Annotated in this window: 15 protein-coding genes and 1 pseudogene; 12 read left to right on the forward strand and 4 right to left on the reverse strand. The window is 67.7% G+C overall.

From position 1 onward, the window contains the following. Positions 1 to 1040, reverse strand: a 1040-nt coding sequence (locus B4A72_RS10380; RefSeq protein WP_292978513.1) for a DUF475 domain-containing protein, incomplete at its 3' end; no start/stop codon positions are given. 265 nt (positions 1041 to 1305) lie between these two features. Between B4A72_RS10380 and B4A72_RS10385 the strand changes: the two genes are divergently transcribed. From B4A72_RS10385 to B4A72_RS10415, 7 genes are all read left to right on the forward strand, one after another. Next, positions 1306 to 1986 carry a GntR family transcriptional regulator gene (locus B4A72_RS10385; RefSeq protein ID WP_292978515.1) on the forward strand — a complete coding sequence of 227 codons (681 nt, stop codon included), beginning with the start codon at positions 1306 to 1308 and terminating at the stop codon, positions 1984 to 1986. Positions 1987 to 2015: 29 nt separating this feature from the next. Beyond that, positions 2016 to 2999, forward strand: coding sequence for a TRAP transporter substrate-binding protein (locus tag B4A72_RS10390; RefSeq protein ID WP_292956269.1), 984 nt, complete (start codon positions 2016 to 2018; stop codon positions 2997 to 2999). 97 nt (positions 3000 to 3096) lie between these two features. After that, positions 3097 to 3567, forward strand: a complete 471-nt coding sequence (locus B4A72_RS10395; protein WP_349678622.1) for a TRAP transporter small permease — start codon at positions 3097 to 3099, stop codon at positions 3565 to 3567. Continuing rightward, positions 3564 to 4841 carry a TRAP transporter large permease gene (locus tag B4A72_RS10400; protein WP_292956275.1) on the forward strand — a complete coding sequence of 426 codons (1278 nt, stop codon included), beginning with the start codon at positions 3564 to 3566 and terminating at the stop codon, positions 4839 to 4841. The genes B4A72_RS10395 and B4A72_RS10400 overlap by 4 nt, the downstream gene beginning before the upstream one ends. After that, positions 4841 to 5881 carry an L-idonate 5-dehydrogenase gene (locus tag B4A72_RS10405; protein WP_414692496.1) on the forward strand — a complete coding sequence of 347 codons (1041 nt, stop codon included), beginning with the start codon at positions 4841 to 4843 and terminating at the stop codon, positions 5879 to 5881. Before B4A72_RS10400 ends, B4A72_RS10405 begins: the two co-directional genes overlap by 1 nt. A gap of 64 nt (positions 5882 to 5945) precedes the next feature. Then, complete coding sequence (locus B4A72_RS10410; RefSeq protein WP_292956281.1) at positions 5946 to 6371, forward strand: GlcG/HbpS family heme-binding protein; 426 nt, start codon at positions 5946 to 5948, stop codon at positions 6369 to 6371. 219 nt (positions 6372 to 6590) lie between these two features. Next, on the forward strand, positions 6591 to 8321 hold the full coding sequence (locus B4A72_RS10415; RefSeq protein ID WP_292956284.1) for an ExeA family protein: 1731 nt from the start codon (positions 6591 to 6593) through the stop codon (positions 8319 to 8321). A gap of 112 nt (positions 8322 to 8433) precedes the next feature. On the opposite strand, the gene B4A72_RS10420 is transcribed toward B4A72_RS10415, so the two are convergent. After that, positions 8434 to 9561 (reverse strand): hypothetical protein, encoded by a 1128-nt coding sequence (locus B4A72_RS10420; RefSeq protein WP_292956287.1) that lies wholly within the window; start codon positions 9559 to 9561, stop codon positions 8434 to 8436. A 249-nt stretch (positions 9562 to 9810) separates the two neighbouring features. On the opposite strand from B4A72_RS10420, the gene katG reads away from it, so the two are divergent. The 5 genes from katG (at position 9811) to B4A72_RS10445 (ending at position 17911) form a co-directional block, all read left to right on the forward strand. Beyond that, positions 9811 to 12027 (forward strand): catalase/peroxidase HPI, encoded by a 2217-nt coding sequence (gene katG, locus B4A72_RS10425; protein WP_292978519.1) that lies wholly within the window; start codon positions 9811 to 9813, stop codon positions 12025 to 12027. 148 nt (positions 12028 to 12175) lie between these two features. Continuing rightward, positions 12176 to 14263 (forward strand): TonB-dependent siderophore receptor, encoded by a 2088-nt coding sequence (locus B4A72_RS10430; RefSeq protein WP_292978521.1) that lies wholly within the window; start codon positions 12176 to 12178, stop codon positions 14261 to 14263. 56 nt (positions 14264 to 14319) lie between these two features. Further along, the gene (locus B4A72_RS10435; protein ID WP_292978523.1) at positions 14320 to 15177 is read left to right on the forward strand and encodes an iron-siderophore ABC transporter substrate-binding protein; all 858 of its coding nucleotides are present in this window, start codon (positions 14320 to 14322) and stop codon (positions 15175 to 15177) included. Next, positions 15174 to 17147, forward strand: coding sequence for a Fe(3+)-hydroxamate ABC transporter permease FhuB (gene fhuB / locus B4A72_RS10440; protein ID WP_292956293.1), 1974 nt, complete (start codon positions 15174 to 15176; stop codon positions 17145 to 17147). Before B4A72_RS10435 ends, fhuB begins: the two co-directional genes overlap by 4 nt. Continuing rightward, a complete protein-coding gene (locus B4A72_RS10445; RefSeq protein WP_292956296.1) occupies positions 17144 to 17911 on the forward strand; it encodes an ABC transporter ATP-binding protein in 768 nt (255 codons plus the stop codon). Before fhuB ends, B4A72_RS10445 begins: the two co-directional genes overlap by 4 nt. A gap of 43 nt (positions 17912 to 17954) precedes the next feature. Here B4A72_RS10445 and B4A72_RS10450 read toward each other — a convergent pair whose 3' ends face one another. Beyond that, positions 17955 to 18926, reverse strand: coding sequence for a siderophore-interacting protein (locus B4A72_RS10450; RefSeq protein WP_292956299.1), 972 nt, complete (start codon positions 18924 to 18926; stop codon positions 17955 to 17957). Between the two features lie 148 nt (positions 18927 to 19074). Beyond that, positions 19075 to 19455: pseudogene (locus B4A72_RS10455) on the reverse strand (hypothetical protein); the annotation flags it as partial.

A 19455-nucleotide genomic window follows, 5' to 3' on the forward strand; every position in this document is an offset into this window, starting at 1 on the left:
GAATACAGCGACACCCCGATCAGCGCGGCACCGCCCAGCCCGGTGATGACTTCGGGAATCTGGACGAAATATTGCAGGAACATCACCATTGCCAGCGCGATGATCGCCCAGAAGGCGCCGTGTTCCAGATAGCGGTATTCGGCCAGCGTTCCCTTTTCGACCAGCATGATCGTCATCGATCGCACATACATGGCGCCGATGCCCAGGCCGATGGCGATGACGAACAGGTTCTGGCTTAGCGCGAAGGCCCCGATCACGCCGTCGAAGCTGAACGAGGCGTCCAGAACCTCGAGATACAGAAAGGCGCCGATCCCGCCCCTTGCTCCGGCGGCCAGGGTCTGTTGCTGCGAATGATCCAGAAAGCCGCCGAGAACCTCGACCGCCAGAAAGGTCAGCAATCCCCAGATCGCCGAGCGCAGAAAGATCTCGTTTTCCCGGGGCGGCAGGAAATGGGCGAAGATCAGCACCACCGACAGCGCAAAGCCGACCTCGATCCCCCGGATCGTGGCATATTTCTGCATCCGCCTTTCCAGCCAGCGGACCCAGTGCACGTCCTTTTCGCCGTCAAAGAAGAAGCCAAGTCCGACCATCAGCAGAAACGTGCCGCCGAAGGCCGCGATGGGCAGCCGCGCCTCGTGCATGATCCTTGCATATTCCTCGGGGCGGCTGGCGGCCAGAACCACGGCCTGCCACGGCCCGATCCCGGCCGCGATCACCACGATCAGCAGCGGAAAGACGATCCGCATTCCGAACACCGCGATCACGATGCCCCAGGTCAGGAAGCGGTGCTGCCATTTCGGCTGCATCGTCTTCAGCTTGTTGGCGTTCACGATGGCATTATCGAAGGACAGCGAGATTTCCAGCACCGCCAGAACCGTGCAGATGAAAAGGATGCCGGCCATTCCCCCGAAGGTGCCGGTCGTCTGCCAGCCAAGAGCGGCGCCAAGCGCCAGGCCGATGGCGGTGACGATGAAGGCCCAGCGGAAATAGCGAAGAACGGGCCGCGCAGAGGCGGGACCGGTTTGGGATCCGTCGTGCATGGCATGATGCCCGAGGCGGCGTGTCTTTGTTTGGTGCCGACATCACGGACGTGCCGCCACATCCGTCAGAGGGGCCCGGTCACCGGACATTGGGGCGCGCGCAGGGGCGCGATGCGGCGCAAGATGCCTGTCCAGGCAGGGTGTTGCAAGAGCTGGTTGTCGGGCGCCGAGGCGCCCCCGGCCGCAGGTCGCGATCAATCGCAAGTGGACGCTTCAAATTGGTATGGAAGTATGGCAGTCTCGCTGCAGGGCCGGGAACAGGAAGATGGATCAGCGACCGCGCATCAATCCGGGCATCTCGACGGCGCAGCAGGTCCATGACTGGCTGCATGATCTGATCCTGCGCGGCGATCTTCTGCCGGGCACCCAGCTGAGCGAAAGCGAGATCGCCGGTCGAGTCGGCGTCAGCCGGCAGCCGGTTCGCGAAGCCTTCATCCGGCTGGCCGGCGCTGGCCTGACCGAGGTTCGTCCGCAACGCGGCACTTTCATAGGCCGCATCTCGCTGCGCGAGGTTCTGGCCGTGCGCGCCATCCGCGAAGCCGTCGAAAGCGATATGATCCGCATCCTGACGCAGCGGATGACCGACGATATCCATCGCGATTTGCGCGAACAGCTGGACCGGCAACGCGCCGCCGCGGTCCGGCGCGACGTGAACGGCTTTGTCCTGCTGGACAATCTGTTCCATCGTACGCTGGCCACCGCCGCCGGACATGAAGACGTCTGGCACCGGATCGAGCGGATGACCTCGCAGATGGATCGCCTGCGCTATCTGGCGGTGCAGACTTTCGAGGCGGACGCGCTGATCGAACAGCACCGGGACATCGTCGATGCCGGCGCGCGCGGCGACGCGGCTGGGGCCGAGGCCGCGATCCGTCGCCATCTGCGGCAATTGCTGGAGGATCTGCCGCGCATCACCAGCGACCGCGCCGAATTTTTCACCGACTGAGTTCGTCATTCGCATGGGAGGAAAAAACGATGACACTGAACCGCCGCCAATTCACCGCGATGACCGGGGCCGCCGTGCTGGCCATGCCCGCGATCAGGGTCCGCGCGGCCGAGACCACGCTGAAACTGGGCCATCTCGCCAACGAACAGAACAGCTGGAACAAGGCCTCGCTGGTCTTTGCCGACGAGGTTGCCAAGCTGACCGAGGGCCGGGTCGAAGTGCAGGTCTTTCCCAACGAATCGCTGGGCAAGGAAATCGACCTGATCAACGGGATGCAGCTTGGCACCGCCGACATGACCATCACCGGCGAAAGTCTTCAGAACTGGGCACCGAAGGCCGCGCTTCTGGCCGTGCCCTATGCCTATTCCTCGCTGGAACAGATGGATCAGGTCGCCTCGGGCGAGATCGGCAAGGATGTCGAGGCCGAGATCCGCGCCAAGGCGCAGATTCGCCCCATCGCCTATTTCGCGCGCGGGCCGCGCAACCTGACATCGAACCGCGAGATCATGACGCCCGGCGATCTGAACGGGCTGAAGCTTCGCGTTCCCAACGTGCCGCTGTTCGTGCAGACATGGCAGGCGCTTGGCGCCGCGCCCACGCCGATGGCCTTCAGCGAGGTCTTCACCTCTCTGCAGAACGGCACGATCGACGCGCAGGAAAACCCGCTGGCGCTGATTGAATCAGCGAATTTCTACGAGGTCCAGAAATTCGTCAACAAGACCGAACACGTGCGGTCCTGGATCTATCTGACCATCTCCGAGATCACCTGGGGCAGGCTGTCCTCTGCCGACCAGGAGGCGGTGATGCAGGCGGCCGCGACCGCGCAAACCGCCGAGCGCGAGATGTTCACCGCCGACGAGGATCGGCTGGCGGCCAGCCTGAAGGACAAGGGCATGACCTTCGTGGACAGCGACAAGGCGGCATTCGCGGCCACCGCCAGGGATGCCGTGCTGGCCAATATCGGCGATGAGATCAAACCCGTCGTGCAGCAATTGTTCGACCAGCAGGCCTGATCCGGCCCGGGCGGGCAGTGCCGGCTGCCCGCCCTTCCCCATCCGTCCCTGCGCCCGAGAGGTTTCGATGAATGCCGTGATCCGCCTGTTGCGATCCTTGCTGCGACTGGGGACGGGTCTGGCCTTCCTGGTCCTCATCGCCGCCGTCACCATTCAGGTCGTCGGCCGGACCTTCGCCGGCTCGCCCGTCTGGACCGAGGAACTGACCCGCTTTGCCCTGCTCTATCTCGCCGGTTTCGGAACGGCGCTGGCGCTGTTCTCGGGCGATCTGGTCAATGTCGATCTGCTCAGCGAAAATCTTCCCGGACGTTATCCCTGGCTGATGCGCTTGCTGTCGGCGGCGCTGGTGCTGGCCTTTTGCGCCTTGCTGATCGGCCCGGCATGGCGGTTCACCCGCATCGGCGCGATGCAGACATCGCCTGCGCTGGCATTGCCGATGAATTATGTTCACGGCAGCGTGCTGGTGCTGCTGGCGATGCTGGGCCTTGCGGCGCTGCTGCGCCTGGTGGGCATGGTGACGGGGGCAAGCGATGGCAGGCCCGAGAACCCGCTGGGAGGGATCGAATGAGCCTGACGATCCTGGGCCTGACCTTCGTTTTGGGCCTGGCCATCGGGATGCCGGTCGCGATCACGCTGGGCCTGTCCTCGATGGCCTATCTGCTGTGGCAGGGAATGCCGCTGGTGGTGATTCCGCAAAAGATGTATGCCGGCATGGACAGCTTCGTGCTGCTGTCCATTCCGGGCTTCATCCTGGCGGGAAACCTGATGAATGGCGGCGGCATCACCAGCCGCATCATTCGCTTCGCGCAGGCCATGGTCGGCTGGATCCGGGGCGGACTGGCGCAGACCAACATCGCCTCGTCGATGCTGTTCGGCGGCATTTCCGGCACCGCCGTCGCCGATGCCGCCTCGATCGGCGGAATGATGATTCCGGGAATGAAGCGCGCGGGCTATCCGGCCGCGTTCTCGGCCGCGGTGACGGCCGCCTCGTCTACGGTGGGTCCGATCATCCCGCCCTCGGTGCCGATGATCATCGTCGGATCGCTGGCCGGGATCTCGGTCGGCAAGATGTTCATCGCCGGCGCGCTGCCGGGAATCCTGCTGGGCGTGGCGATGATGGCGACGACCTGGATCATCGCCCGGCGCCGCGATTTTCCGCGGCAGGCCTGGCAGGGCTGGACCGAGCTTGGCCGCGCCTTTCTGGGTGCCTTCTGGGCGCTCGCGATGACCGCGCTGATCGTGGGGGGCATGCTGTCGGGCTATGTCACCCCGACCGAGACCGCCGTCATCGCCTCGATCTATGCGCTGCTGGTCGGAGCCTTCGTCTATCGCGAATTGCCGCTGGCCCGCGTGCCGGGCATCGTCATCGACAGCGCGGTCGGATCGGCCGGGATCCTGGCGCTGGTGGGGACGGCCAATGTCTTTGGCTGGATTCTGGTCAGCGAACAGATCCCGCAGAAGATCGCCGCCGGGGTCTTGTCGGTGACGGATAACAGGTTTCTGGTGATCCTGCTGATCAACATCATCCTGCTGGTCGTCGGCATGTTCATGGAAACCATCGCGGCGCTGATCATCCTGTTCGTGCCGCTGCTGACGCTGGCGCAGGGCGTGGGTATCGAGCCGCTGCATTTCGCCGTCTTCGCCGTCCTGAACCTGATGATCGGGCTGACCACGCCGCCGGTGGGGGTCTGCATGTTCGTCTGCGCCAATATCGCGCGGCTGCCGCTGGCCCCGGTGATCCGGGCGCTGGTGCCCTATCTGGCGACGAACATATTCGTGCTGCTGCTGGTCTCTTACATTCCGTGGATCAGCACCTTCCTGCCCTCGCTGATGGACAAGTGATGCAAGACCTGTGCTGCCGCCTTCACGCCGCCCGTGACCTGCGCGTCGAGGATGGCCCCGATGCCCGTCCCGCCCCGGACGAGGCGCTGATCCGTGTCTCGCGCGGCGGGATCTGCGGATCGGATCTGCATTATTACCACGATGGCGGCTTCGGCCCGGTCCGCGTGCAAGAGCCGATCATCCTGGGCCACGAGGCGGCCGGGATCGTCGAAGCCGCGCCCGAGGGGTCGGGCCTGGTCGCGGGCCAGATCGTCGCGCTGTGCCCCTCGCGGCCCTGCGGGACGTGCGGATTCTGCCGGGCGGGCCAGACGCGGCACTGCCTGGCGATGCGGTTCAACGGCTCGGCCATGCGGATGCCCCACGAACAGGGCCTTTTTCGCAGCCGCATCGCCCATCCCGTCGCGCAATGCCTGGCGCTGCCCGAGGGGGTGGGGGCGGGGGCCGCTGCCGGGGCCGAGCCCTTGTCGGTCTGCCTGCATGCCCTGACCCTGGCACCGCCGCTTGCCGGCCAGCGGGTGCTGGTTACCGGCGCGGGCCCCATCGGCGCGATCTGCGTGGCGCTGGCCCGGCTGCGCGGCGCGGCCGGGATCGTGGTGACCGATGTGCAGGATTTCACGCTGGACGTGGCGCGCCGGATGGGGGCGGACCGCGTGGTGAACGTGGCCGAGACACCGGACGCGCTGGCCGATCTGGCCCAGGGCAAGGGGCGCATCGACATCGTGCTGGAATGTTCGGGCAATTCCCATGCCATCGCCCAGGCGATCGCGGCGACGCGGCCGCAGGGCAGCATCGTGCAGATCGGCGTGGCAGGGACGATTCCGCTGCCGCTGAACCTGATCGTGGCCAAGGAACTGCGCCTTCTGGGCAGCCATCGCTTCGACGCCGAATTCGCCGAGGCCGTGGCGATGATCGGCGCGGGGCAGATCGAGCTGTCGCCCATGGTCACGCAGGTCTTGCCGGCGCGCGACGCGGTTCGGGCCTTCGATCTGGCGGGCGACCGCTCGCGGGCGGTGAAAGTCCATCTCGATTTCGAGGGCTAGGCACAGCCGGTCGTGATATGCGAAGTCGGGCGGCAAGGACTGCCATTTCGAGAGAGGAGACGACATGGATCTGAGCCTGGACGATGCCCGCAAGATGGCCGATAACTGCCTGGGAATCGCGGCCGAGATGACGCTGAAACCGATTACCGTCGCGGTTCTGGACGCGGCCGGAGACCTGAAGGTGCTGCTGCGGCAGGACGGGACCAGCACGCTGCGCCCCGACATCGCCCAGGGCAAGGCGCGGGGCGCCATCGCCCTGGGCATGGGGTCGCGCGCGATCTATGAGCGGGCAAAGGAACAGCCCTATTTCATCCAGTCGATGAACGCGCTGTCGGGCGGATCGCTGGTGCCGGTTCCGGGCGGGGTGCTGATCCGGCGCGATGGCGCGATTCTGGGGGCCGTGGGCATCACCGGCGACACATCGGACAATGACGAAGCCTGCGCCAGCCGCGCCATCGAGGCGGCGGGCTTCGTCGCGGATGCCGGCTAGCGCCCGGACCGGCGATCTGCGTCCCGCGCCGGCTTGGGGGGCTTTCCCGCAGCCCCCCAAACCCCCCGGCCCGGCACGCCTGTCGGGGGGCGATCCTCTGCGGCGGTCCGGTCCTTGCCCGCTTCAGGACCGATCCGGCGATAGACATCGCGCCGGGTCCGCCCTAGGCTGGCGGGACACGTCACTGCCGAGTGTCTTTTTGCCTGCCGGACCCGTTTCATGAACTGGATGCCGCCCGATCCGGTCTTTCCGGCCTTTCGCCCGTTGTCGGATCCCTCTCTGCTCTACGAATCCGCAGGCCATCGCCGGGCGCTGGCGATGCTGGTATCCGCGGTCGAATCGAACCAGCCGATCGCGGTTCTGACCGGCGATGTCGGCACCGGCAAGACGCTGCTCTTGCGGGCGCTGATCCATCGCTACCGGGACAGGATCGAATTCGGCCTGCTGGGTCAGGAAGGGGCGGAGCTGACCGCGCCGCTTCGCTGGGCCCTGCGTGCCTTCGGGCAGGATCATACGGATGCCGCCCCGGCCGAGCTGCTGACCCGGCTGAGCCGCTTCGTCGAGGCCTGCGGGGCGCGGGGCCGCCGCGTCATGCTGATTGCCGACGAGGCCCAGACGCTGGGCGTCGAGGAACTGGACCAGTTGCGGCAACTGACCGACATTCACGGTGACGGGCGCAGCACGATGCCGCTGCTGCTGGCCGGTCAGCCCGGACTTCGGGCGCGGATCGAGCATCCGGCCAGCCTGGCCCTGCGCAGCCGGATCGGGGGCCGGTTCGACCTGCCGCCGCTGAGCGAGGCGGAAACCGCCGGCTATATCGCGCATCGCCTGTCCCATGCGCGCAAGGCGACCGGAGCCGATCTTCCCGGCTTCGATCCCGAAAGCCTGGTCTTGTTGCACAGCGCAAGCGCGGGCCTGCCCCGCGCGATCGACCATCTGGCCCAGCAATGTCTTTTCATCGCCCTCCGCTCTGGCCGGGGCCGGATCGACGCGGACATCCTGCGGGCCTGCATCGACAACGATTTGAGCGACGGACCGGCCCGCGTCCCGTCCAGTCCCGAACCCGGCAAGCCTGCCGGACCGGCACCGCAGGCCGGCCCTGCGCAAGCCGCGCCGCCGGTCGCGACGGACGCCGCCCTGCGTCCCGTGGCACAACCGGACCGGGACCCGGGACCGGCCTTGCCGGTCCCGGTGCCGGTGCCGCCGCCATCCCGGTCACCGTTTGGGAAAAAGCTGCTGGCCGGCGCGGCGGCGCTGGCCGGGCTGGCGGCGGTGCTGGCGGGCCTTGTCCTGTGGGATCGCGATCCAACGACGACGCCCGTGGCCATCGCGCCCGAACCTGCGCCCAACATCGCGCCAGTGGCCGAGGCCGGGCCGGATCCGGGCCCGGTGCTGGCCCGGGTCGATGCAATCGCCGCCCCGCCTGATCCAAGGATGCTGCTGAACGCGGCGCTTGAAGCCGAGGCGGCGAATACCGCGAAGGCGCTGATGCTGTATGAACGCGCCGCGATCTGGGGCAGCGCGAGGGCGGCCTATTATCTGGGCCAGTATTCCGAGGCCGGGCTGGGTGTGCCGATCGATCTGCAACGCGCCCGCGCCTGGTATGAAATGGCCAACGGCATCTCGGGGGCCGAGGCACGGCTGAAAGCCCTGACGGAGATTCCCGAAGCGCAGAACCAGACCGCGCGGCCTGTCCCGGTCATGCAGGCCTTGTTTCGGACCGGCCAGACGGAACTGCACTGGCGCGCGGCGGATGGACAAAGCCCGGCCGGCTTCGTCGTCGAATATCAGCTGGCCGGAGGCGACGGGACGCCGCGCCGGTCGATGACAGGGCTGCCGGCGATGCTTCTGGATCGCCCCGTTGCCCGCTGGCGGCTGGCGGCGACGGATGGGCAGGGGGGGCAGGGCGCGTGGACCGCATGGATCCGGACGGCGCCGCCGCCGCGCTGATGCCGCCTCCGGCCGTTGCACCGGTTCCCCGCCGGCCTTCGACGAATCCTCGGCACAAGGGGCCGGATCGGGGTGACGAATCGTCATCATCCGCGTTTCTGGGCCGCCCCGGTCAGCAGCCTTCCAGCCGCGACATCAGCGCCAGCAGCGTCTGGCGGTTGACCGGCTTTTGTATCCGGGCAAGCGCCTGGGGCGTGCAGTCGCCGCGGATCAGGGCCTTCCGCAACGGCATCCACTGCGAGGGACTGTCCGGCAGACCCGGCGCGGCCGCCAGCGCCGCGTCGACCGCATCCGGGCTGCGGCCCGTCGCGGAAGCGGCCTCGGCGGTTGTCGGGGCTTCGCCGGTGGCCGGCGGGGCAGCGGATCGGGCCGGCGGCGATTGGGCTGCCCCAGCAGCGGCGGTCTGCGCCCGTATCCGGTTCAGCCCGGCCTGCAGGGAATCGCGGCTTTCGGTCAGGGTCGCGACCTCCTCGCGCAGCGTTCCGGCCCGGGCCTGCAGATCCGCCAGCGCGGATTCCTGCGAGGCGATCCGCCCGGTCAGTTCCGCCGCCCGCGCCTGCTGCCGCTGCAACTGATCGCGCCGGCCGGTCAGGGCCTTGATTTCGGCGGTCAGGGTGTCGCGTTGCCGCGCAAGCTGCGCCCGATCCTCGGTCAGCTTGGTGGCGGCCTGCCCGGCCGCAGCGGCGCCGGCCTGCAACGCATCGCGCTGCTGGACGAGAGCCGCGACCTCGTCGCGCAGCGTCGCCGCCCTGGTCCTTGCGGTCTCGATTTCGGCAAGCACCTGTTCGCGATCGGCGCCGGCCTTCTCGATGCGCGCCAGATCCCGTTTCGCCTGTTCGTGCCGTTCCGCCAGGGCCTCGATCCGGGCATCAAGCGTGACGGCCGTTCCGCGCAATCCAGCCAGCTTTTCCCCGGCCGCGGTATTTTCGGCGCGCCGCGTGTCTCGCTGAGCGGTCAGGGCGGCAAGTTCGTCACGCGCCTGCGCCGCCTTGCCGTCCAGCGCCGCCAGTTCCTGTTCGGCCGCCTCGGCCTGCCGGTTCAGATCGTCCAGGCGCGCCCGTGCCTGGGCCACCTTGGTTTCCAGCTGCCGGGCCTCGTCTTCCATGGTCACGATGATCTGGCGCAGGGCCTGTGCCCTCTGTGCCGGATCCTGATCCTGCGCGATCACCGATCGCGGAGCGGTCGCCAAGGCGATGCCGATCACGAGAACCGGAAAACTCGAACACCTGAAACGGAACAAGACACTTACCTCTTCGATCTGCAAATCATGCGGAATGGCGTTGTTGTGTCAACACGTTCATGGCGCGGCGCGGACAAGTCCTGGTGGGGCGGCTTTGCCCGAAACCGGCCGCCGCCGGCATCTTTATCAGGCAAACCTATCGCGAAGATCAAAATTTGCGATTCTTCCGTATGGCACGATTTTGTTAGCATCGGTGCCGAAAAGCGGGGGCGCGATCGGCGCGCATCCCAAAGATTCCAGGAGGCGATCATGGATGGAAAAGACATGGAAAGCGGCGGCTGCCCGGTGATGCACGGCGGCAGCGCCCTCAACACCTTTTTCGGCGGACGGTCCAATCGTGAGTGGTGGCCGAACCAGCTGAACCTGAAGATCCTGCACCAGAACACGCCGCTGGGCAATCCGATGGGCGGGGATTTCGACTACAAGGCCGAATTCCAGAAGCTGGACATCGACGCGGTGAAGAACGATCTGTTCGCACTGATGACCGACAGCAAGGATTGGTGGCCTGCGGATTACGGCCATTACGGTCCCTTCTTCATCCGCATGGCATGGCACAGCGCCGGCACCTATCGTTCCGGCGACGGACGGGGCGGATCGTCGTCAGGCTCGCAGCGTTTCGCGCCGCTGAATTCCTGGCCCGACAACGCCAATCTGGACAAGGCGCGGCGCCTGTTGTGGCCGGTGAAACAGAAATACGGCGACGCGCTGTCCTGGGCCGACCTGCTGATTCTGGCGGGCAATTGCGCCATCGAATCGATGGGCGGCAAGGTCTTCGGCTTCGGCGGCGGCCGCGAGGACATCTGGGAACCCGAGGAAGACATCTACTGGGGCACCGAAGAGGAATGGCTGGCGACCAGCGACAAGCCCGGCAGCCGCTATTCGGGCGACCGCGTGCTGGAAAACCCGCTGGCCGCCGTGCAGATGGGCCTGATCTACGTCAATCCCGAAGGGCCGGACGGCAAACCCGATCCGGTTGCCTCTGGCCGCGACATCCGCGAGACATTCGCGCGCATGGGCATGAATGACGAGGAAACCGTGGCCCTGACCGCGGGCGGCCACACCTTTGGCAAATGCCACGGCGCGGGCGACGCGGCGCTGGTCGGCGCCGAACCCGAGGGCGAGGATATCGCCGCCCAGGGCCTGGGCTGGATCAGCCGCCACGAAAGCGGCCGGGGCGGCCATACCATCACCTCGGGGATCGAGGGGGCGTGGACGCCGAACCCGACGCAATGGGACAACGGCTATTTCGACATGCTGTTCGGCTATGAATGGGAACTGACCAAAAGCCCCGCCGGCGCGCATCAATGGGCCCCCGTGGGCGTGGACCAGGATCACATGGCCCCGGCGGCCGAGGATTCCGGCCGCAAGGTCAAGACGATGATGACCACCGCCGACATGGCGATGCGGATGGACCCGATCTATGAGCCGATCTCGCGCCGGTTCCATGAAAATCCCGATCAGCTGCGCGAGGCTTTCGCGCGGGCCTGGTTCAAGTTGACGCATCGCGACATGGGCCCCAAGGCGCGCTATCTGGGCAAGGATGTCCCGGCCGAGGATCTGCTGTGGCAGGATCCGATCCCGGCCTGCGATCATCCTGTGGTCGATGCGGCCGACATCGCCGCGCTGAAGGATCAGATCCTCGGCTCGGGCCTGTCGGTGCCGGAACTGGTGCAGACCGCCTGGGCCTCGGCCGCGACCTTCCGCGGTTCGGACAAGCGCGGCGGGGCCAATGGCGCGCGGATCCGGCTGGCGCCGATGAAGGACTGGGAGGTGAACCAGCCCGAACGGCTGTCCCGCGTCCTGTCGGTGCTGGAAGGCATCCGGGCCGATTTCAATGGCAAGGCCACCGGCGGCAAGCGAATCTCGCTGGCCGACCTGATCGTGCTGGGCGGATCCGCCGCGATCGAGAAGGCCGCGGGCGGCGGCATCGAGGTGCCGTTCACGCCGGGCCGGATGGATGCCAGCGCCGAACAGACCGATGCCGAGGGACTGGAGGTGCTGGAGCCCGAGGCCGACGGTTTCCGCAACTACCTGAAGGCCGATTACAGCGTGCCCACCGAAAAGCTGCTGGTGGACCGGGCGCAATTGTTGACCCTGACCGCGCCGGAAATGACCGTGCTGGTCGGCGGCCTGCGGGTTCTGGGCAACAATCACGGCCAGTCCAGCCACGGCGTCTTCACCGACGCGCCCGGCACGCTGACGAACGATTTCTTCGTCAACCTGCTGGATATGGGGACCGAGTGGAAGGCCGTCGAAGGCTCGGCCGAATTGTTCGAGGGCAGCGACCGGGCGACGGGCGAAAAGAAGTGGACCGCGACCCGCGCCGATCTGGTCTTCGGCTCGAACTCGCAGCTTCGGGCCCTGTCCGAGGTCTATGCCTGCGACGGGAACAAACAGAAATTCCTGCGTGATTTCGTCCGCGCCTGGACGAAGGTGATGAACGCGGACCGCTTCGATCTGGCCTGATCGCAGCTTCCGGCATCGCGACGAACGGGCCGGCGGCAGAAACTACTGCCGCCGGCCTTATTCCGACAAATACAGTCGGGAACCATTGACAATAGCCAAGTTTTTTTGTCAACATCCTGTCGGACAGTGATTTTTCCGGCAGGCAGACATGATTTCCCGATTCAGCATCCTTCCGATCGCCAGCGTCAGCGTTCTTGCGCTGTCGGCGGCTTTCGCCACCGCGCAACAGGGCGAAGCTCCGGTCGTTCTGGACACGATCACGCTGACCGCAACGACCGGCGCGACCAGCGCCGCCGAGGGTTATGTCAGCGACTATTCGCAAGCCGCGACCAAATCGGACACGCCCATAGCCGAGATGCAGCAATCGGTTTCGGTCGTCACCTCCGATCAGATCACGGATCAGGGCGCGCGGAACCTGGGCCAGGCGCTTGGCTACACGGCCGGCGTTTTGGCGGAACCCTTTGGCGTCGATCCACGCTTCGACACCCCTTATATCCGCGGCTTCAGGGCCGATAACGCTCAATATATCAACGGCCTGCGTCAGGGTCGCTATTTCGGGGCGATCGGGCAGGAATTGTACGGGGTGCAGCAGATCGAGGTTCTGCGCGGCCCGTCATCATCGCTTTACGGGGCCGGATCGCCGCTGGGCGTGATCAATCTGGTCCAGAAACGGGCGCAGGATGGCGATTTCGGCGAGGCCGGGATCGGCTATGGCAGCACCGGCAGCGCGCAGGCGTTCTTCGACATGAACCGCGCCCCGTCCGACGCCCTGTCCTGGCGTCTGACGGGCATCCGCCGGGACGACAGCACCCAGATCGAGGATCTGACCGACAGGGGCGGCTATCTGGCCGGGGCGATGCGCTGGCGACCCGATGACGGCACCACCATCGACCTGATGGCGAACTATACCAGGGATGCGCCGATGTCGCCGACGGGTGTGCCCTTTGCGCTGACCCGGACGGGCGACGGCGATTCCTTGCGCGATCTGTATACCGGCCAGAAAGACTGGGACGACAGCGACCGCACCGCCGCCAGCGTCAGCCTGGAACTGAGCCACGAACTGGACGGCGGCTGGACGCTGAGCCAGGGATTCCGCTATGAGAAACTGGATTGGGATTATCGCAGCACCTACGCGATCGCCGTCACCGGCGAGGACAGGTTCAGCCGCGGCTCCAGCCGGCAGAGCGAGGACAGCGAGACGATCAGCCTCGACACCCGTCTGGCCGGCGAGGTCACGACCGGGCAGGCCGTCCACCGGCTGCTGTTCGGCGCCGATATCCGTCAATACGACGCCTATGAAAGCAGCCAGTTCGGCACCGCGACCGACCTGAACTGGCGCGATCCCGATTATAATGCCGGGGGCCGCAATTTCTTCGGTCAGCCCAATGCCGGGCCCTCGCTGCTGCGTCAGGCGGGCCTCTATGCGCAGGACGAGATCGAATACGGCAACTGGCGCGGATCGCTGGGTTTGCGCTACGATTGGGTGGAACAGACCGGTGAACGCTACGGAAGCGCCGCGGACTACAAGGACAACCAGCTCACCGGCCGCCTGGGTCTGGCCTATGTCATGGCCAATGGCGTCACGCCCTATGTCAGTTATGCGACCTCGTTCGATCCGCAGGCCGGCCAGGATATCGACGGCAATGCCCTGCGCCCGACCGAGGGAAAGCAATGGGAACTGGGGGTGAAATTCCGGCCCACCGCGTTCGATGGGCTGATGACCGCCGCGCTCTACGACCTGCGCCAGACGAATGTGAACCGTTCGGTCCTGGAAGGCGGCATCAGCGGCCTGCGCCAGATCGGCGAGGTGGCATCGCGCGGGTTCGAGATCGAGGCCACGGCCGAGATCGCCGAAGGTTGGAAACTGCGCGGCGGCTATGCCTATAACGAAACCGAACAGGTCGCGCCCTCGGGCGATCCGCTGGACGGAAACGAACTGGCCGATGCGCCCAACCATCTTGCAAGCCTGTGGATCGACCGGGAATTCGGCAACGGCCTGCGGCTGGGCGGCGGGGTCCGCTATATCGGCGAACGCTACATCGATGCGGCCAATTCCGCCGAACTGGACAGCGTGACGCTGATCGATCTGGCCGCAGGCTATACCGCCGGCAATGTCGAGATGTCGCTGAACCTGACCAACCTGACCGACGAGGTCTATGTCAGCGCCTGCGGATTTTCCTATTGCTCGTATGGCGAAGGACGCGCTGTCAGCGCCAGGGTCGCCTACACGTGGTGACGGGACGGGCCGCGTTCCGGACCGAACGTCGCGCCGTCCTGACCGCCGCCGGCCTGATGGTGGCGGCGCTGCCCCTGCGCGTGACCGCCGCAGCGGCTGCAGCCGCCCCCGCGCAACGTCTGGCCGCGATCGACTGGGCGATGCTGGAAACCGCCATTGCCATCGGCCACATGCCGGTCGCCGCGAGCGAATTGCTGCGCTTTCGTGCCGATGCGGTGACGCCCGCCGTGCCGCGGGACGTGACCGATCTGGGCCTGCGCGGCTCGCCCAATTTCGAATTGCTGCAATTGTCGCGCCCCGACCTGATCCTGACCTCGCCCTTCTATACCCGCTACGAGGACAAGCTGCGCCGGATTGCGCCGGTGCTGTCGCTGACCTTCTACAGGCCGGGCGACCCGCCCCTGCCTCGCGCGCTGGCGGCGCTGGACGATCTGGCGCGGGCGATCGGGGATCCGGGCGCCGGGCGGTGTGCCCGGACCCGCGCCGAAGCCGCGCTGGACGGCGTGGCGACCGGGCTTGCCGCCTTTCGGGACAGGCCGGTGGCGCTGATCGAGATCGGCGATGCGCGCCATGTCCGGGCCTTCGGCCCCGACAGCCTGTTCGGCAGCACGCTGACCCGGCTGGGCCTGGAAAACGCCTGGTCCGCCAAGACCCGGTTCAGCTTTCTCGCGCCCGTCCCGATGGAACGCCTGGCTGCGATGCCCGAGGCGCGGCTGGTCATCGTCGGCAATGTCCCGGTCGAGGCCCGACGCGACCTGTCGCGCAGCGTTCTGTGGCAGGCGCTGCCGCCGGTCCGCGAGAACCGCTTGTATCGGCTGGAACGGGTCAATGCGTTCGGCGGCGCGCCTGCGGCCCTGCGCTTTGCGGAACTGTTGGCCGCAGCCTTCCAGACCGGACCGCGCCGCGCCACATGACCCGTGCCCTGCCCCTTCTTCTGCTGTCGCTGGCGGCCTCGGCGCTGATGTGGCTGACTGCGGCTCGCGGCCTGTTGCCCATGCAGGCCTGGCCGGCGCCGCCGTTCCGGCCTGAGGCGATGAGCCTGCCCCAGATCCTGCTGGCCTTCGGGCTGATGCCGCGCGGAATCATCGCCCTGCTGGCGGGGGCGGCACTTGGCCTGTCGGGGGCAATCCTTCAGGCGGTGCTGCGCAACCCGGTTGCGGATCCGACGACTCTGGGTCTCTCGGCCGGGGCGCAGCTGGCGCTGGTTCTGGCGACGATCCTGTGGCCCGGATTGTTGTCGCATGGCCGGTGGCCGGTGGCGCTGAGCGGGGCGGGACTGGCCGCGGCGCTGGTTCTGGGCATCGGCGCGCGGCGCGGTTTCGCCCCGGTGACGATGGTGGTCGCCGGCCTGCTGGTCGGGATGACCGCCGCCGCGATCGCCACGGCGGTGACGCTGGCGCGGGGACATTACCTTTTGTCGCTGGTGATCTGGAATGGCGGCGCGCTGGCGCAACAGGATTGGTCGGGCGTGCGCGCGCTGGCGGCCGTCGTTGCCCTGGGCGGGATCGGCGCGGCGCTGCTGGTGCGGCCGCTGCGCATGCTGTCGCTGGGGGCGGGCTCTGCCTCGGGTCTGGGCATGAACGTGGCCGGCATGCGTCTGGCCGCGGTCGCGCTGGCGGTCTGGATCGCCGCCAGCGTCTCGGCCGAACTGGGGCTGATCGCCTTCGTGGGCCTTGCGGCGCCCGCGCTTGCGCGCATCCTGGGCGCGCGCGGCATCGCCGGAAATCTTGCCGTGTCGCCGGTGATCGGGGCGGCGCTGCTGTCGCTGTGCGACGGGCTGGTGCTTGGCCTTGCGGCCGCCGGCGGGGCTGAATTGCCGACCGGTGCCGTGACCGGGCTGATCGGGGGGCCGCTGCTGATCTGGCTGCTGCCCCGCCTGCGCGGCACCACGCCGCCGGGAACCGAGACCGCCGAAGGCCCCGCCCCGCGCCGCGCCCGGCCGGCGCGCCTGCTGATCACCCTGGCGATCGGGGCTCTGGCGGCGGCGCTGGCGATGCTGTGGATCGGGCGCGGCCCGCAGGGCTGGCTGCTGCTGGACCCGCAAAGCCTTGCCGCCTTCCTGCCGATGCGCCTGCCGCGCCTGATCGCCGCCGCCTCGGCCGGGGCGGCGCTGGCCATGGCGGGCGCGATCCTGCAACGGCTGACGGCCAATCCGCTGGCCTCGCCCGAGGTGCTGGGCGTGTCGGGCGGCGCCTCGCTGGGCTATGCTGCGGTGGTGTTCGTTGCCGTCGCCCCGACAGCGGCGTTGCTGGGCGCCGGCGCGACGATCGGCGGGGCCGTGGCGCTGGCCCTGGTCGCGGCCTTCACCGCAAGCCGCGACATGCCGCCCGAACGCATCCTGCTGGCGGGAATCGCGATATCGGCGCTGGCGACCGCGGTCCTGTCGGCGATCATGGCCACGGGCGACGCGCGATCCTGGGTCATCCTGGGCTGGCTGGCGGGATCATCCTCGGGCGTGGGCATGCGCGGCGCCCTGGCCCTGAGCCTGGTCGCGGCGGGGATGCTGGCGGCCTGTCTCGGCGTGCGTCGATGGCTGGCGCTGATGCCACTGGGCGGCGAGACGGCGATCGGGCTGGGCCTGCCCTTGCGGCGCGCGCGGTTGTTTCTGATCCTGTTGTCGGGGATCGGCACCGGCGCCGCGACGGTGCTCGTCGGCCCGCTCAGCTTCGTCGGGCTGATGGCGCCGCATCTGGCGCGCCGGCTGGGCCTGGCGCGGCCATCGCATCACGTCACCGGTGCCGCGCTGATCGGGGCCGGCCTGATGCTGGCCGCCGATTTCGGTTCCCGGATGGCGGGCTTTCCCTATGATCTGCCGCTGGGCCTTTTCGCGTCGCTTCTGGGGGCACCCTGGCTGATCTGGCTGATCACGAGGCGTCCGGGATGAGCCTTTTCGCGATCCGCAGACTTGGCGTCGATGTCGCCGGGCGCCGGCTGATAAAAGGGCTGGACGCCGATCTGCCATCGGGGCGGGTGATCGCGCTGATCGGTCACAACGGCTCGGGCAAGTCCACCCTGCTGAAGGCGCTGGCCCGGCAAATGCCCTGCACGGGCCGCGTCAGCTTCGAAGGCCGCGACCTGCGCGACTGGCATCCGCGCGATTATGCCCGCAGGCTGGGCTATCTGCCGCAGACGACCCCGCCGGCCGAAGGGATGCTGGTGCGCGAACTGGTCGCGCTTGGCCGCTATCCGTGGCACGGCGCGCTTGGCCGCATCGGATCGCGCGACCGTCAGGCCATCGCCCTTGCGCTTGCTGAATGCGGGCTGGAGCCGATGGCCGGCCGCCTTGTCGATACGCTGTCGGGGGGCGAGCGGCAGCGGGCCTGGCTTGCGATGATGATTGCGCAGCAGGCGGGCACCCTGTTGCTGGACGAGCCCATCTCGGCGCTGGACATCGCCCATCAGGTCGAGGTGCTGTCCCTGGTGCGGCGGATGTGCCACGATCAGGGCCGCAGCGCGGTGATCGTGCTGCACGACGTCAACATGGCGGCCCGGTTCTGCGATCATGTCCTGGCGCTGAAGGGCGGCCGGCTGGTGATGCAGGGCGACCCCGACGCGCTGATGCGACCGGCGATGCTGGCCCGGATCTATGGCCTGGGGATGCAGGTGCTGACCCGCGACGATGGCGCCCGCGTGGCCATTCCCGCCTGATAAATCCGGATGCCGCGCGGTCCCTTGCCATTGCCGGCAAGGCTCAGCCCCAATAGGCCGCGGCCGTGTATCCGGTCTTGTCGAGGCCGCGATCCCGCAACATCCGTCTGGCCGACCGCGCCTCGTTGGCCGGTCCCGCGAACCAGACGTGATCGTTCTGATCCAGAGGCCCCAGAAGGGCCAATGCGCCCAGCAGATCGTCGCTGGCAATCACGCGGCGATCGTTTGCCAGCGGCCCCATATCCTCGGGCGCGCAGCGCAGGACGGCGCGCACCCTGCCGCGCGCCAGAACCAGCATCCGGGCAATGGCCGGCAGGGCCGTCTGGTCGCCGAACAGGAACAGCCGCCGCGCATCGGGACACCAGCCGCCACCGGGACCGGTGATGCCCACCTGCTGGCCCTGGGGTCCGGCCAGCGCCCAATCGCAGGTCGGGCTGTCCGCATGCGCGAACGCGTCGAAATCCAGCCAGTCCTGATCCTGCCCGGTCACGGTATAGACCGGCCTGTGCATCGCATCCGCCCCGTCGGGCCAGATGGTCCGTCCCGAGGCGCCGATCCGTGGCCAGACAGGCGCGCGGCCCGGCGGCGGGATCAGCAGCCGGAAATGCAGGCCGTCCTGGGCAAAGCGTGGCATGTCCGCACCGCGCAGCCGGATCCGCAGAAAGCCGGGGCTGCGCCGCATCACGGACAGCACCCGCACCAGTGAAAGCCCGGGCGCCAGCGCGCCAGTATCGACATGATCCCACGCGACCGCCAACCCGGCCTCGTCGAACAATTCCGAGGCGCTGTCGCGCAGCGTGGCCAGCATCCGTTGATCCGGTGCGGCCAGATCGATGCGCAGGCCGGCGCCCTCGGGCGTCAGGCGCAATTCGCAGTTCCAGAGAAACAGGCACAGCCCCTCATCCGTTTCGACCAGAGGCAGATCCCAGGCGGCGGCCCGCGCCTTCAGTGCGACGGCTGCGGCGCCTGATCTGTGGGCGATCCGTCCCCTTGATCGGTGGCTGCGGTCGAACATGCCTGACCCTTTCCGATGTCGAAACTGGCCGGACGATAAAACGAAGTGATTTACTCAACAATACCCTTTGGCAAGGCCGCGCGGCGGGCGCAGGATCGCGCCGGCTTCGGTTCGTCGCTCAGTCGCAGGGCAGATGGACCGGCGCCGATCAACCTGCCAGCCAGTCCATATAGGCCTGCGTGCCGCCGTTCCGGGCGGCGGCCGCGGCGGCCTTGGCGTCGATCGCGGCCGCCGCCGCGCCATCGCTCAGCCCCGCGACCAGGATATCGCGCACCATCCGGGCCTGACCCTGCATCAGGTTGCAGGGATCCAGCTGGAAATAGCCCTGCTCGACCTCGTGTCCGCGCACGATCAGCGGCGGATCCTGCCGACCCAGGATCTCGGCGAATTGCGCGGCGCTGGCCCCCGCGCGTGCCGGATCGACCCAGACCTGCAACCGCTCCAGCGGGTTTCCGGTAGGGTCGGGAATGCGGACCGGGGTGATGCCCGGCAGACCTTCGATGGCGGTCTTCCACATGTCCAGCGCGCG

The organism is Paracoccus sp. UBA5162 (assembly GCF_002413585.1).
GTDB lineage: Bacteria > Pseudomonadota > Alphaproteobacteria > Rhodobacterales > Rhodobacteraceae > Paracoccus.

What these genes read in the sequence shown, in the direction of transcription:
- B4A72_RS10390 (WP_292956269.1), top strand. Translation starts at nt 2,016, where the DNA reads ATGACACTGAACCGCCGCCAATTCACCGCGATGACCGGGGCCGCCGTG.
- B4A72_RS10445 (WP_292956296.1), top strand. Translation starts at nt 17,144, where the DNA reads ATGAGCCTTTTCGCGATCCGCAGACTTGGCGTCGATGTCGCCGGGCGC.
- B4A72_RS10410 (WP_292956281.1), top strand. Translation starts at nt 5,946, where the DNA reads ATGGATCTGAGCCTGGACGATGCCCGCAAGATGGCCGATAACTGCCTG.
- B4A72_RS10405 (WP_414692496.1), top strand. Translation starts at nt 4,841, where the DNA reads ATGCAAGACCTGTGCTGCCGCCTTCACGCCGCCCGTGACCTGCGCGTC.
- B4A72_RS10430 (WP_292978521.1), top strand. Translation starts at nt 12,176, where the DNA reads ATGATTTCCCGATTCAGCATCCTTCCGATCGCCAGCGTCAGCGTTCTT.
- katG (WP_292978519.1), top strand. Translation starts at nt 9,811, where the DNA reads ATGGATGGAAAAGACATGGAAAGCGGCGGCTGCCCGGTGATGCACGGC.
- B4A72_RS10415 (WP_292956284.1), top strand. Translation starts at nt 6,591, where the DNA reads ATGAACTGGATGCCGCCCGATCCGGTCTTTCCGGCCTTTCGCCCGTTG.
- fhuB (WP_292956293.1), top strand. Translation starts at nt 15,174, where the DNA reads ATGACCCGTGCCCTGCCCCTTCTTCTGCTGTCGCTGGCGGCCTCGGCG.
- B4A72_RS10450 (WP_292956299.1), bottom strand. Translation starts at nt 18,926, where the DNA reads ATGTTCGACCGCAGCCACCGATCAAGGGGACGGATCGCCCACAGATCA.
- B4A72_RS10385 (WP_292978515.1), top strand. Translation starts at nt 1,306, where the DNA reads ATGGATCAGCGACCGCGCATCAATCCGGGCATCTCGACGGCGCAGCAG.
- B4A72_RS10400 (WP_292956275.1), top strand. Translation starts at nt 3,564, where the DNA reads ATGAGCCTGACGATCCTGGGCCTGACCTTCGTTTTGGGCCTGGCCATC.
- B4A72_RS10435 (WP_292978523.1), top strand. Translation starts at nt 14,320, where the DNA reads ATGGTGGCGGCGCTGCCCCTGCGCGTGACCGCCGCAGCGGCTGCAGCC.